General features: G+C 65.1%; 13 protein-coding genes. 7 read left to right on the forward strand and 6 right to left on the reverse strand.

Annotated elements, in window-relative coordinates; genetic code table 11:
- Nucleotides 1-5: 5 nt before the first annotated feature.
- Complete coding sequence (locus Q0D31_RS13310) at nucleotides 6-1,370, reverse strand: Spy/CpxP family protein refolding chaperone (protein ID WP_291851276.1); 1,365 nt, start codon at nucleotides 1,368-1,370, stop codon at nucleotides 6-8.
- A gap of 188 nt (nucleotides 1,371-1,558) precedes the next feature.
- Here Q0D31_RS13310 and Q0D31_RS13315 point away from each other — a divergent pair, with 188 nt between their 5' ends.
- Together Q0D31_RS13315 and Q0D31_RS13320 are read left to right on the forward strand one after the other, a co-directional pair.
- Nucleotides 1,559-2,533: a 2-dehydropantoate 2-reductase gene (locus Q0D31_RS13315; protein ID WP_291851279.1), complete on the forward strand. Its 975-nt coding sequence runs from the start codon at nucleotides 1,559-1,561 to the stop codon at nucleotides 2,531-2,533.
- A gap of 26 nt (nucleotides 2,534-2,559) precedes the next feature.
- The gene (locus tag Q0D31_RS13320) at nucleotides 2,560-3,336 is read left to right on the forward strand and encodes an SDR family oxidoreductase (RefSeq protein ID WP_291851282.1); all 777 of its coding nucleotides are present in this window, start codon (nucleotides 2,560-2,562) and stop codon (nucleotides 3,334-3,336) included.
- A 48-nt stretch (nucleotides 3,337-3,384) separates the two neighbouring features.
- On the opposite strand, the gene Q0D31_RS13325 is transcribed toward Q0D31_RS13320, so the two are convergent.
- Both Q0D31_RS13325 and Q0D31_RS13330 read right to left on the reverse strand, forming a co-directional pair.
- The gene (locus tag Q0D31_RS13325; protein ID WP_291851285.1) at nucleotides 3,385-4,119 is read right to left on the reverse strand and encodes an aspartate/glutamate racemase family protein; all 735 of its coding nucleotides are present in this window, start codon (nucleotides 4,117-4,119) and stop codon (nucleotides 3,385-3,387) included.
- Nucleotides 4,120-4,505: 386 nt separating this feature from the next.
- Nucleotides 4,506-5,189, reverse strand: coding sequence for an alpha/beta family hydrolase (locus Q0D31_RS13330; RefSeq protein ID WP_291851289.1), 684 nt, complete (start codon nucleotides 5,187-5,189; stop codon nucleotides 4,506-4,508).
- Nucleotides 5,190-5,399: 210 nt separating this feature from the next.
- On the opposite strand from Q0D31_RS13330, the gene Q0D31_RS13335 reads away from it, so the two are divergent.
- Entirely contained in the window at nucleotides 5,400-7,247 is a 1,848-nt protein-coding gene (locus tag Q0D31_RS13335; protein ID WP_291851292.1) for a di-heme-cytochrome C peroxidase, read from the forward strand.
- Between the two features lie 149 nt (nucleotides 7,248-7,396).
- Nucleotides 7,397-9,133: an NAD(P)/FAD-dependent oxidoreductase gene (locus Q0D31_RS13340; RefSeq protein ID WP_291851431.1), complete on the forward strand. Its 1,737-nt coding sequence runs from the start codon at nucleotides 7,397-7,399 to the stop codon at nucleotides 9,131-9,133.
- 4 nt (nucleotides 9,134-9,137) lie between these two features.
- Here Q0D31_RS13340 and Q0D31_RS13345 read toward each other — a convergent pair whose 3' ends face one another.
- On the reverse strand, nucleotides 9,138-9,380 hold the full coding sequence (locus Q0D31_RS13345) for a hypothetical protein (protein ID WP_291851296.1): 243 nt from the start codon (nucleotides 9,378-9,380) through the stop codon (nucleotides 9,138-9,140).
- Between the two features lie 286 nt (nucleotides 9,381-9,666).
- Here Q0D31_RS13345 and Q0D31_RS13350 point away from each other — a divergent pair, with 286 nt between their 5' ends.
- Nucleotides 9,667-10,629: an alpha/beta hydrolase gene (locus Q0D31_RS13350; RefSeq protein WP_291851299.1), complete on the forward strand. Its 963-nt coding sequence runs from the start codon at nucleotides 9,667-9,669 to the stop codon at nucleotides 10,627-10,629.
- 389 nt (nucleotides 10,630-11,018) lie between these two features.
- A complete protein-coding gene (locus Q0D31_RS13355; protein ID WP_291851302.1) occupies nucleotides 11,019-11,288 on the forward strand; it encodes a hypothetical protein in 270 nt (89 codons plus the stop codon).
- 101 nt (nucleotides 11,289-11,389) lie between these two features.
- Here Q0D31_RS13355 and Q0D31_RS13360 read toward each other — a convergent pair whose 3' ends face one another.
- Together Q0D31_RS13360 and Q0D31_RS13365 are read right to left on the reverse strand one after the other, a co-directional pair.
- Entirely contained in the window at nucleotides 11,390-11,788 is a 399-nt protein-coding gene (locus Q0D31_RS13360) for a hypothetical protein (protein WP_291851305.1), read from the reverse strand.
- Between the two features lie 428 nt (nucleotides 11,789-12,216).
- Nucleotides 12,217-13,155, reverse strand: coding sequence for a 1-phosphofructokinase family hexose kinase (locus Q0D31_RS13365; protein ID WP_291851308.1), 939 nt, complete (start codon nucleotides 13,153-13,155; stop codon nucleotides 12,217-12,219).
- Nucleotides 13,156-13,272: 117 nt separating this feature from the next.
- On the opposite strand from Q0D31_RS13365, the gene Q0D31_RS13370 reads away from it, so the two are divergent.
- On the forward strand, nucleotides 13,273-13,677 hold the full coding sequence (locus Q0D31_RS13370) for a hypothetical protein (protein ID WP_291851311.1): 405 nt from the start codon (nucleotides 13,273-13,275) through the stop codon (nucleotides 13,675-13,677).
- The last annotated feature ends 35 nt before the right edge of the window (nucleotides 13,678-13,712 follow it).

Raw genomic sequence — 13,712 nt, forward strand, 5'->3', positions numbered from 1 at the left:
TCGAGCTACCTGCGCCCGCGCCGCTGCATCATGTCCGACCTGTCGGCGAGCGAGGTTCGCCGCGGCCCGATCGCCTCGAACTGGGCTTTCTGCTCGTCGTTCAACGTCGCATAGAAGCCGTCGAGCGCCGCGCGTACCTGCCTGACCGCCTGCAGCATGGTGTCGAGCCGCTTGCCGGCCGCGGCAAGCCGCGCCGGCGGCGTGATCGCGTCGTCGGCCCGGCACGAGACGCTCAGCATTTCGGCGGCTTTTGCATTGGCGTCTTGCAGGGCGGCAAGGCTCGTGCGCTGCGCATCGGTCGGACGCAGCCTTGCCTCGATCTCCTCGGCCGGCCATCGCAGCGCAGACGGCTCCGTGACGTCGCAGGCCCGCGTGAACGACCTGTTGCCGCGCCGTCCGCTTTTCCGGCCCTGATCGTCGGCGACCGCATTCAGCCGCGCTTTCTGCTCGTCGTCCAGCAGTCCGTAAAACTTCTCCAGCGGCGGCTGCACGGTGGCGACGCCCGACATCATCGCCTCGATGCGCTGCTGCATCGAGGCGAGCCGGCCAGGCGCCGTCAGCGCTACCGTCGTCGGGCACGCCGCCTTGATCTTTTGCGCCGATGTCACCGACGCATTGGCGAGCTCGTCGAGCGCGGCGCGTTGCGCCTCGGCGGGATCGATCACCTGCGCCATCACCTCGATCGGCAGGCCGGCGACTTCGCGGCTGTCGTCGCCGCACAGTGACGCCAGCCGGCCCGCCGCCACGTCGGGAGCGCCACGCGGCGGCAGGTAGCCCGCAAGACCCTCGTAGTCATACGGCCCGAACAGGCCGGCATAGATGTCGTCATGGCCATAGAACCAGAACGGGGCGGTCGCACCACGTCCCCACAGCGCATAATCGTAGATGTCGAAATAGGCGAACGGCCAGAACAGCGGCCCGACCCAGCCGTATCCACCATTTCCGTGTCGCCACCAGCCGCCCCGGGAGCCGTTGTGGTGCCATCCGGCGAGCGCCGCGCCTGCAATCATCCGGGTCCGTGCGGCGGGATTATGCAAGGCAACGGCGTGACGGTGGCTGCGGGCGAACGCACGCGCGTTCGGCGCACGGCCGCCATCATTCATGCGGTAGGCGGAGAATGCGCGGGAATGCGCCGGCCTGCCGCGAAATTGGCCGCCATGATGCCGTCTGCCGAAATGCTTGTAGCCATGACCACCGCCATGATGCCGCGCGCCAAAATGCTTGTGGCCGTGACCGCCACCATGGTGACGGCCGCCATGGTGCCCGCCGCCACGGCCGCCGCCGTGACCACCCTTCGCGTCCGCATATCCGGCCGCCGACAGCGCGGCCGCCAGAACAACGACAGCAATTCCCAGTCCAAGCTTCGACATGGCACGCCCCACCTGGTTACACCACCAACTGGACGGGAGGTTTGATGAACATCGACTGAACGGCACGGCTTCCGCGGGTCCGCGCCGTTCCGCAACCCTCGTGCCCGGCGAGAGCGGTTGCGCCAGAACGAGGCTTGTGAAAACTAGGCGCTCCAGACGTTCGTTCGCTCCGGCAGGAAATCCACCCCATGCGTATCTGCGTTTTCGGTGCGGGCGCCGTCGGCAGCCATTTCGCGGTGCGGCTGGCGCTGGCGGGGCACGAGGTCTCCTGCGTGATGCGGGGTCCGCATCTGGAGGCGGTGAAAGCAAACGGGCTGACGCTGCGGGTCGGCGACGTCGATCTCAAGGCCAGGGTGAAGGCGTCGGACGATCCGGCGGCGCTGGGCCTGCAGGACGTCGTCATCGCGACCCTGAAGGCGACCGGGCTGGCCAGCCTCGCCGCCGGGCTGCAACCCCTTCTCGGCGAGGACACCGGCGTGGTGTTCGCGCAGAACGGCATTCCCTGGTGGTACGATATCGGGCTTTCCGCTGAACATCCGCCGGTGCCTGATCTCGCCTTTCTCGATCCCGGCAGACGGCTGCGCGCGGCGATCCCGAGGCAACGGATCATCGGCGGCGTGGTGTTCTCGTCCAATGAGGTCATCGCGCCGGGCGTGGCCGCCAACCTTTCGCCCGAGCGCAACCGCCTCCTGATCGGCGAATGCGACGACCGTTCGAGCGAGCGGATCGCGCGGCTGCGTGCGGCGCTGAATGAGGCCGAGATCGAATCGCCGGACGTCCCGCAAATCAGGGAGACAGTCTGGTCGAAACTCCTGACCAACATGTCGATGTCGGTGCTGTGCCTGCTGACCGGGCAGACCGCGCGCGGGGTTCGCGACGACCCTGCGCTGGCCGAAATCGTGCCGCGCCTGCTCGACGAGGCCAGCAGCGTGGCGCAGTACTGTTTTCCCTCGGTCAGGCGCGTGACGCGCGCCGGCCCGGCGCCGGACCACAAGCCCTCGATCCTGCAGGACTATGAGCGTGGCCGCGCCATGGAGATCGACGCGCTGGTTCGCGCGCCGGCCGCGTTTGCGCGCGCCGCCGGACTGGCGACGCCGATGCTCGACTTCCTCGCCGCGCTGGCGATCCGGCAGGCACGCGACAAGGGGCTCTACAAGGGCTGAACATTCAACAAGCGGGAGGCGGCATCATGCAGGTCAAGGGCAAGGTTTGCGTCGTTACCGGAGGCGCGAGCGGCATCGGCGAGGCGGTGGCGCGCGCCTATGCGGCAGCAGGCGCAGCGGGCGTGGTCGTCGCCGACCTCAGAAGCTCGCGCGACCGGCTGGCTGCCGTCGCCGGCGATATCGACGGCCTCGCGGTGACCGCCGACGTAGGGCTTGAAGCCGATATCAAGGCGCTGGTCGCGGCCGCCGAAGCCAAATATGGCCCGGTCGGCGTGTTCTTTTCCAACGCCGGCCTGTCGCGCAAGGGACAGGAAAGCGCCTCCGACGCCGACTGGGACGTCAGCTGGCGGGTGCATGTCATGAGCCATGTGTTCGCCGCCCGCGCGCTGGTGCCCGGCATGCTCGCGCGCGGATCCGGCTATCTGCTCAACACCGCTTCCGCGGCAGGCCTGCTGGCGTCGCTGAACTCGATGCCCTACGGCGTCACCAAGAACGCGGCGATCGCGCTCGCCGAGCACCTGGCCATCCAGTATGGCGACCGCGGCATCCGCGTCTCGGTGCTGTGCCCGCAATCGGTGCAGACCGGCATGACGCTGCCCGGCCCGAGCGCCGCGCGGGTCGACGGCGTCTTGCAGCCGCCGGAAGTCGCGCGCATGGTGATCGAGGCGATGGAGGCCGAACGCTTTCTCATCCTGTCGCATCCGCAGGTCGCGGAATATGTTCAGCGCAAGGCTTCCAGCCGCGACCGCTGGCTGACAGGCATGCGGCGGCTGCGCGACAAGATCTACGGCGCGCCGGTGTGACCACCGTCATTGCGAGCGAAGCGAAGCAATCCTTTGTTCCTTGCAGCGCTATGACGTTTCAGTCGGCGCGAACGGCGCCAGTATCCCGCTGTAGTTCTTGGCCGCCGGCGAGGCGTAAGCGCCGCGCCTTGATGTCGTGAGCTTGAGCCCGGCCAGCGCTTCGGCCTGCTTCACCGCGGCCGCCACGCCATCGACGACGGGCACGGCGAATTTCCGCGACAATTTGGCCGTGAGGTCGGCCATGCCGGCGCAGCCCAGCACGATCGCCTCCGCGCCGCGGTCGAGAGCGCGCGCGATCTCGGCCTCGAGTTTGGCTTCCGCACCCGAGCCCGGACTTTCGAGATCGAGCACCGCGACGTTGCAGGCGGTGACCGCGGCCCGTTCCGCAAAGCCATAGCGGCGGACCAGTTCTTCGAGCGGCACGATCGAGCGCGGCAGCGTGGTGACGACCGCGATGCGCTTGGCCAGTTGGCCGGCGGTCACCAGCGCCGCCTCGCAGATGCCAACGACAGGATAGCCCGCGATCGAACGCGCGGCGTCGAGCCCGGTGTCGTCGAAGCAGGCGATGATGGCGGCATCGGCATCGGGCGCGTTGACGAGTGCCTGGATCAGGCCGGGGACGGCAAACGCCTCGTCGTAATAGCCCTCGATCGAGACCGGCCCCATCGGCGAGGTCACCGCCGCTATTTCGGTGCCAGGTGCCGCGACCGCGCGCGCCGCCGCGCCGATCGTCTCGGTCATGGAAGATGTGGTGTTCGGATTGACGATCAGGATTCTTGTCATGAACGCATCGTAACCGGGATGGAACGAAGCGCAACTCTCTCACCGTCGTCCCGGACAAGCCAACGGGTCGGCGCGAAGCGCCGCCCGATGACAGGCTCCGCGCGATCCGGGACCCATAACCACAGAGCCTAGCTGAATGGCAATGCGATTGCCACAACGCCCTATCATAACGGCCGCGGCGTATGGGTCCCTGCGTTCGCACTATGGCATGCACACATCTTTTGATCGGCTCGTTGCATCGGAGAAAAGTACGAGTCTTTTCAATGATCGCCGAGCAATCTACCCCACGACCGGTCCGAAAAAGGGATCACCTAAGTCACTGTTTTGGAGTCCGTTTTAGAGATGTGTGCATGCCCTAGTGCGTTTGCAGGGACGACTTCAGAGGGTTAGCTGACAACCCCATCAATCCATGCCGATAACGCGTCCAGCGCCTCGCCCATGACCTCGCGATCGTTTCGCCCCGACCGCTTCAGCACATGAAAGGAATGATCGGCGCCGTCGGACCAGCGCAGCGTCGCCCGCGATCCCAGCGCCGCGACGACAGGCTCGAGCAGCGCGGGTTCCGCCAGCGCATCGCGCGTCCCTTGCAGGAACAGCATCGGGACCTTCACTTGCGCCAGATGCGCGGCGCGTTCGGCCGACGGCTTTCCGGCGGGGTGCAGCGGAAAGCCGAGAAACGCCAGCCCGCGGACGCCGGGTAGCGGCGACAGCGCCTGCGCCTGCGACGTCATCCGCCCGCCGAACGATTTTCCGCCCGCCACCAGCGGCAGCGTCGGGCAGCATCGCCCGGCTTCCACCACCGCGGCGCGGACCGCGGCATGCGCCACCGCCGGCGCGTCCGGCCTGCTGCCGCCTCTTTCCATGTAGGGAAACTGATAGCGCAGCGTCGCGATGCCGCGCTCGCCAAGACCCGCCGCTATCGTTTCCATCGACGAGTGCGACATGCCCGCCCCCGCCCCGTGTGCGAAAACGTAGCACGCGCGAGGCTGCGGCGGCCGGATCAAAAGCGCGGAAACCGCTTCACCAGGCTTGATCTCAATTCGGAGTGGCGTCGGGTCGACCGCTTTCATCTGATCGTCAGCCTTTCGACATCATCCGGTCACCGCGCCTCGTTGCCGTTGTCGCCAGGCCCAGCCACCCGGATTTGTGGACAGACATTTGACGCGACTATAAGCTGGCATGATATTGGAGCGCACGCCGGGGATGAATCACGTTCCGGCTTTTTTGCAGATGAATCATATTGCGCGCGAACGGCGCGTTTTTTTTGAAAGGATCTGGCCATGCGCGGCGGGACGATAGCGAAACTTGGTGTCGCGGTATTGATCATGGGCGGCATTTACGCCGCCTTCAAGGACGACATCGCCCAGCTGTGGCAGGACTTGCACGTCAAACTTGTGGAATATCCGCAACCCAAGAAAACCGTCTGGCTCGATCAGGGTATCAGCAAGGAGGAACTGAGCTGGTACTATCACGCCGATCAGGGGACGCGGACCTTCGGCGTCCCCTATGAATGGTTCATGGCGCTGGAACAGCCGACGATTTCGCCGTTGCTGTTCACCGCCGTCGGCCGCTTCAGCGAGACCGCCTATCTCGATCGCTACGGCTTCATTCCGGATACAATCATCTCCGGCAAAGAGGCGCTGCCGATCGGGCTTGCGCAAGGCGGCCCGATGCTGGATCCGTCGGGCGCGCCATGGAAAAATCCGCGCACGAAGCTGGACATGAAGGGTATCGGCCTGACCTGCGCGGCCTGTCATACCGGCCGCCTCACCTACAAGGACACCGAGATCGTCATCGACGGCGGACCGGCGCTCACCAGCCTCTTGACCATGAAGCAAGGCATCGGCGTCTCGCTGTTGCTGACCAAGGTCTGGCCCGGCCGCTTCGACCGCTTCGCCGAGCGCGTGCTGGGGCCGGACGCCACGCTCGACGACCGCGAGGCGCTGAAATACCAGCTCGACCAGGTCCTGGGCCAATACAAGCAGGTCAAGGAGCTGGAGGAACGCGTCGCCTCGCAGAGCGTTCGCGAAGGCTATGGACGGCTGGACGCGCTCAACCGGATCGGCAACCAGGTATTTGCGATCGGACTGAAGAAGCCGGAAAACTATGCGGGCTCCTCCGCGCCGGTGCATTACCCCAGGATATGGAACACGCCGTGGTTCGACTGGGTGCAGTACAACGGCTCGATCATGCAGCCGATGGTGCGCAATGCCGGCGAGGCGCTCGGCGTATCGGCGGAGATCAACCTGACCGAGCCCTCCAGGGGCCTCTACAAATCGAGCGTCAACATCGACTCGCTCGACAGAATGGAGCAACTGATCAAGGGCAAGACTCCGCCGAACGCCAGGGACGGGTTCTCGGGCCTGAAATCGCCGAAATGGCCCGCTGACATCCTGCCGCCGATCGACCAGAAGCTGGCGGCCCAGGGCGCGGAGCTCTACAAGACCCATTGCCAGGAATGCCACCGCCCGCCGGTCGCGAGCGAGGCGTTCTACAACTTCGACAACGAGAAAGCGTGGACAAAGAACGGTGCCGGCGAGGCGATCGTCAAGATCGAAAACATCCCGATCTCGCATATCGGCACCGATCCCGCGCAGGCCGAAGACATGGCGAACCGCACGGTTTCGCTTCCCTCCAACCTCGGGCTCAACGACCCGCGGTTCGCATACGCGCTCAAAACCGTGGTCGAGAACACCGTCAATCGCATCTACGCACAGCGCGAGCCGCCCTTGAGCGACGCCAAACGAAAGCGCATAGACGGGAACATGCCCAACGAGATTCGGGCTGATCTCGCCTACAAGGTGCGGCCGCTCAACGGTGTCTGGGCGACGCCGCCCTATCTTCACAACGGCTCGGTCCCCACCGTCGAGGCGCTGCTCGGCCCGCCGGAAGACCGGCCGAAGAAATTCTATCTCGGCAACCGCGAATACGACCCCGTGAATCTTGGCTACAGGTTCGACAAGATCGAAAACGGCTTCGAATTCGACACCTCGATCCGCGGCAACTGGAACACCGGGCACGAATTCAGGAAGGAATACCGCAAGGACAAGGAGATCAAGGGCGTCATCGGTCCGGCTCTGTCGCCCGGCGATCGCAAGGCGCTGATCGAGTACCTCAAGACACTCTAGCCGGACCGGGCTTCCTGCATGCCCACCTGTGAAACCGGCGGCCCGCCGTCCCCGGCAGCGGCCGCTCGGGCCGCAAGCACCGAATCGCATGGCCGCCCGGCGCTGCGACGCGATTGACCGCCGGCGTGTTTTCGGTCGATGCTGCCTTCATGCAGGAACAGTCAGAACGCTCGCCGGAAGTGGACCAGGTGTTCGACGCCGTGATCGTCGGCGCGGGCTTTGCCGGCCTTTACATGCTGCACCGGCTGCGCGGACTTGGTTTCACGGCGCGGGTCTACGAGGCCGGCGGCGGCGTCGGCGGCACCTGGTACTGGAACCGCTATCCTGGCGCCCGCTGCGACGTCGAGAGCATGCAGTATTCGTTTTCGTTCTCGGAAGAGCTGGACCAGCAATGGGACTGGTCGGAGAAGTACGCCCCGCAGCCGGAGATTCTGGCCTACGCCAACCATGTCGCCGACCGGTTCGACCTGCGCCGGGATATCATGTTCGATACCCGCGTGACGGCGGCCAGCTTCGACGAAAGCGACCAATGCTGGCGGATCGCGACCGATCGCGGCGACCGGGTCGCCGCCAAATTCTGCATCATGGCGGTCGGCTGCCTGTCGGCGGCCAACCACGTGCCGTTCAGGGGCCGCGAGGACTTTCGCGGCGCCCTCTATCACACCGGCGAATGGCCGCATGAGGGGGTCGACTTCACCGGGCTTCGCGTCGGCGTGATCGGCACGGGTTCGTCGGCGATCCAGTCGATCCCGCTGATTGCGCAGCAGGCCGCCGCGCTGACGGTATTCCAGCGCACCGCGACCTATTCGGTCCCGGCCTGGAACACGAAGCTGACGCCGGAATACCGGCAGGCCATCAAGGCAGATTATCCGGCGCTCCGCGCCAAGGCCCGGGCGCGACCGACCGGGTTCTATTTTCCCTTCAACATGAAGCCTGCGCTGGAGGCAGCGCCGGAGGAACGCACGCGGCAATATGAGGAAGCATGGCAGCGCGGCGGCCTGCCCTTCCTCGGCGCCTTCGGCGATCTCCTGTTCGAGAAGGCCGCCAACGACACCATCGCCGAATTTGCGCGCGACAAGATCCGCTCGATCGTTCGTGACCCCGCCACCGCCGAGCTCCTGTGCCCGGACAATGTGTTCGGCTGCAAGCGCCTGTGCGTCGATACCGGGTACTTCGAGACCTACAACCTGCCCCATGTCAGGCTGGTCGATGTGTCGAAGACGCCGATCGAGCGGTTTACCGCCGGCGGCATCGAGGTGAACGGCACCGAATATCCGCTCGACGCCATCGTCTGCGCCACCGGCTTTGCCGCGATGACGGGATCGTTCGACAGGATCGCGATCACCGGCCGCAACGGGCAGACGCTCGCCGAAAAATGGCGCGCCGGCCCGCGCACCTATCTCGGCGTGGCGACGGTGGGCTTTCCCAATCTGTTCACGATCACCGGGCCGGGAAGCCCGTCGGTGCTGGCCAGCATGATCCAGGCGATCGAGCAGCATGTCGACTGGATGGCCGACTGCATGGCGCATCTGCGCGACATCGGCGCGGCCACGATCGAACCGATCCAGGCTTACGAGGACCAATGGGTCGACCATGTCAACGAGGTATCAAAGGTCTCGCTGCGGTCGACCTGCAGCTCCTGGTATGTCGGCGCCAATATCCCGGGACGGCCGCGGGTATTCATGCCCTATATCGGCGGATTTCCGGTCTATGTCCAGAAGTGCAACGAGGTGATGAGCGGCGGCTTCGAGGGCTTCGTCATCGAAGGCGCTGGCGGCCGTAATGAAGCTCCGCGCGTACGGCTGACCGAACGCTGGCGGGTGCCGCTCGATATCGAAATCATCTCTCCGGCCGCGATCGCCGCGATGCGCGTGCCGGTAGTGTGAGAACCTATGCGCTGCCAACCAGCCGCAATTGCGGCCTGATGGTCGCATCGAGTTGGGTCTTGAGCTGATGCACGCGCGGGTCGTTCGATCGCGATGCACATACCGAGAATTTCTTGACCGAGAGCGACAGCGCGTGCCGCTCTTCGGCGGTCCGCGTCACCTCGGGGCTGGACAGCCTCAGCACCATCGCGCCGAGTTGCACCAGCAATTCGTCGAGCGCCAGATCCACGCCTACCAACTGTTTCATCACGCGCCTCCTTTGGCTTGAGTGGTGAACAGCCCGGCGGACTGTTCACCACGTCCGCTCGCCCCTTACGGATAAGAAGGAGTTAAGCGGTGTGCGAGTCTAGCAACGCATTCCCGCTTGTTTGCTTGAGGGAATCGCTCTCAATTGATGAAAATCCGCGGGATCGTCCGGCACCCCGATCGCCAGCAACGCTGGCCGATCCGGCCACCCCCCTGTCAACGCAGCAATTGCGGGAGCGGCGCGCCTTACCTATGCTGCGGCCTCGTCTAACCGCGAGGCCCACCGCATGATTACGCCGCTCGACCCCGTCATCGCTGAGATCATTCCGCTGCTGCCGCTGCGCGATCCCGCGGCGATGACGCCGCAAAGCGCGCGCGAAGCGCTCAGCGCGCTGGCGGCATCGCGCGCCGCCGTTCCTCCGCCCCCGGTGATGAGCGCGGAAGACATCAAGGTGAAGGGCGCTGCCGGATTTCTCGCCGCGCGGGTCTATCGCAACTCCGGCGAGACGTCGCCTACCGTGGTGTTTTTCCATGGCGGCGGCTGGGTCGCCGGCGACCTCGACACCCACGACCGGCAGGCGCGCTGGCTGGCGATCGAGACCGGGGCCATCGTCGTCTCCGTTGATTATCGCCGCCCGCCCGAGGTGCGCTTTCCCGGCGCGTTCGAGGATGCCTTCGCTGCCACCCGGGACGTCATCGCACGGATTGCCGAATTCGGCGGCGACGAGCGGCGCGTCGGCCTGGCCGGCGACAGCGCGGGCGGCAACCTGGCGGCCGCCACCGCGATCGCCTGCCGCGACGCCGGCATCCGGCTTTCGGCGCAATTGCTGGTGTATCCCGTCACCGACGTGTTCGGCAGTTTCGCCGATGCAGGCGAGAACGCCCGCTTTCCCTCGCGCGCGGAGAATGCCGAGGGTTATTTCCTGTCGCGCGCCGTGATGGAGTGGTTCTGCGGCCATTATCTCGCCGAAGCCAGCCACGGCGCCGACTGGCGCGTCTCACCGCTGCGCGCCAAGAACCTCGCGGGGCTGGCGCCTGCGGTCGTCACCACCGCCTGGTTCGATCCGCTGCGCGACGAGGGCAAGGCCTATGCGCAGGCGCTGCAGGCCGCCGGCGTCCCGACCAAATATCATGACGGCCCCGGCCTGATCCATGGCTATTTCGGCCTCGGCGAAGCCTCCGAGACCGCCAGGCGCGAGGCCCAGCGCGCGCGGGCGGATTTCAAGGTGATGCTGGACCAGCGCGCGTGAAGGAGAAGGGCTCCGCCATTCCCGCAACGATGGCAGCGGTGATGGTCGACCGCTGCATTGTATTCTATTGCAGGTCAATCATCCGTCCCCCCCCCGAACGCGTCGGGGATGCGATAAACTTCTATCTTGCCGACCCGCACGATTGAGAGGTCTCCCTCGCGGCTGACTTTCGCTGGATGCTGGCGTTCGCCAGGAGCGCCCCCCGGTGGACCACTCCCGGTTTCCAGTAAATTCTCGCTCTGCCGAGAGCGGGACCCATCCGCTTCGCATTCGAATCGGCCGCACGGGAAGCGTTTCCGATTTGGCTGTGGAACAATCAACAGTGCTTTGGGTTAGGGCGATGTACCGGAGTTCGTGAAGTTTCCGAAGCCGCGAGGGCGTAACGTAATATGAGCGCGGACGTCGAGACGGTGAGGTTTGACGTACCCGCCAAGGTTCGAAAGTGGCCGTCGCTGAATAACTCCCGCCGTGAAGGCGGAACCGGGCCTTACTTCGTCTTGGAAGGCACGCTCGAGGAATGCATCAAGAATTTCATGGCCCGGCCGGAGGGAACCCGGCACCTCTACGACATCAAGACGATTCCTCAACCACCCTTGATTGCTGAAATCATCAACGCCGAACAAGTTGTCGAGTTGGTTCGAATGAGGCGGATTCTTTGACCGCGACATTGCCCCCGCCTCATCACGTCAGTTCGGCCTGATCCAGGCGCCGCGCCTTTCCCCGTGCGCGAACGCGCAGCCAGATCAGGCTGCAGGACTCGTCAAGGTTTTTCGACAGCATCGATCTGCAGTCCGGCATCCTTTAGCGCTGCGACTACAGCTTTCGCCATTTGCTTGGCTTGCTCCAGATCGACCTTCCTATCCGATTGATGCTTTTCGCATTCGCAGATCGCGGTTGCGATAATCACGTTTATCTGGTGCTCATCCATGCTGGCCTCCAACGCTTGCTGATAGTGGTCGCGAACCAAGGTGTACCGTAGGATTGCCTGTTGCCAGCATCCCAACGCAAGGAAACGTAGAAGGACCCGTGTGCACAAAACGAGTTCCATGCGGCCGAAATTGCCGCCTGCCGCATTACTCGCCGTCATTGGCCGGTTGGCTCGTCGGCGAATAGGGCCGCCGACCTCAATCAGTGGAAAAACTTTCTCAGGGTCTGCCACTTCGACGGCTTATCGGGTTCCCCAACGACCATCAATAGAGAGCGGCTCAAGGGTTCCGGATCCAGCAAGCCTGCCTCCAACCGGGCGTGCATCTCCAGGTCGAGACTCCCGGCTTCCTTGAGTTCAACGCCGTACTTGTGGGTCGACGAGAAATATCTACGGTCCGACATATGCAATATCCCCGATCAGCATCACAAACGATAAGCGACAGATCGTGGAGTTCGTTCCGAGTAGGCACCTCCGCTTAACTACGGGCGAGGCCTTCTTCCCGGTTTAGAGTTAGTCCCCTGTTAAGATACCCGTCTGAGCGGCAGCGGGCGTTCAAGGGCCCGCAAGAGCGCGATCACGACAGGCTCCATGGAGCAATCCTCAACTGCCAACCGCAGCGCGTGCCGATGACGGAAAAGGCGCAGAGCGCTGCCGTCCGTTCACAGCCGCTCGATCGTCACCTGATCGGCAAGACGCCTGACGTCGTCGGGCCGGCAAAGTTCGGTCCCGGGATGGAGCAGAGCCGCCGCGCCGGCAGCGACCGCCGTGTGGAAGGCGTCGGCGAGCGACGCGCCATCGGCGACCCGCCAGGTCAGCGCGCCCAGAAAACTGTCGCCGGCGCCGACCGCGCTCCGGGGCGTGATCGGAATCGGCGCCGCGCGCAGCACCTCGTCGCGCGTCACCAGCGCCGCGCCGAGATGGCCCATCGTCAGCGCCACGGCCGCGACTTTCCCTTGGGCAACTATCGCCCGGGCCGCAGCTTCCCATTCGCCGGCATTCGATGCTTCGCTTCCGGCCAACTCTTGCATTTCGCGCAGGTTCGGCTTGATCAGGTCGACGCCATCAGCCACCGCCGCCGCGAGCGCCGGGCCCGACGTGTCCAGGAACACCCTGGCGCCGCGCTGCCTGGCGATCCGTATCAGCCTCGCGTAGAAATCATCGGGGACGCCATCAGGCAGGCTGCCGCTTGCGACCAGGAAACGGGGGAACGGCTCGATTTCCGAAACCAGCTTGAGGCACTCCTGCCATTCCGTTTCGCTGAGCCGCGCGCCGGGGAGAATGAACCGGTATTGCTTGCCGCTGGCGATTTCGCCGACAAAGAAATTCTCCCGCGTTTCCCCCGCAATCGTGAAGGTACGGCTGGCGACGCCCTCCTGATCGAGCAGCCGCCGCAGCAGCGTGCCGATCGCGCCGCCGACCGGATAGATCGCGCAGGCCTCGCCACCGAGCCGCTTGATCACCCGCGCCACATTGACGCCGCCGCCGCCGGGATCGCGGCGCTGCGACTTCCCACGGAGCTTTGCCACCGGCTGGATGATGTCCACCGAGGTCGAGAGATCGACCGCCGGGTTTAGGGTGATCGTGACGATGCGGGTCATGGGAAGGACCGTCTCATTCGGAAGATCGTCCTTATCAACGCGCCGCTGACAATTCGAGTCCAAAGCATCACGGACAGGTGATTTGCCAGTCCTGCTCGGGTTAGAGAGAAGCATTCGATGCGCGCGAATCCCTCACGTTCCAAAGCCACCTCGCCTCGGCGGACAATCCTGTCTCGTCTGGCGCTGGCCGCGTTCTGCGTGGCGGTTCTCTGTGCATCGTTCCTGCTGCCGGGAGCCCTACGGGGCCCGGCCAAGGCGGACACCGCGTTTCCGACCTCGGTCGAGAAAACCCTTATTCTGAAGAACCTGGCATCAAAGAGCGGCAAGCCCTGTCCGCGCACGGTTCCGGGCGTGGTAGGCACGCCGTGCAGCGCCGGCGCCATGGTTGGCCTCGCCGCGACCAGCTCCGTCACTCTCCAACCGTTGTCGTCTCGCGCCGGACGCACGCCGCTTGCCGACGTCGCGCTTCGAGCGCAGTGGCTCGGCGCTCCCCAGTTCAGGCCTCCCCGGACCGTCGCATAAACGCCGGCAGCTTCGCTGCTGGCGTCCGCATTGCG

This window comes from Bradyrhizobium sp. (genome assembly GCF_022844465.1).
Lineage (GTDB): Bacteria > Pseudomonadota > Alphaproteobacteria > Rhizobiales > Xanthobacteraceae > Bradyrhizobium.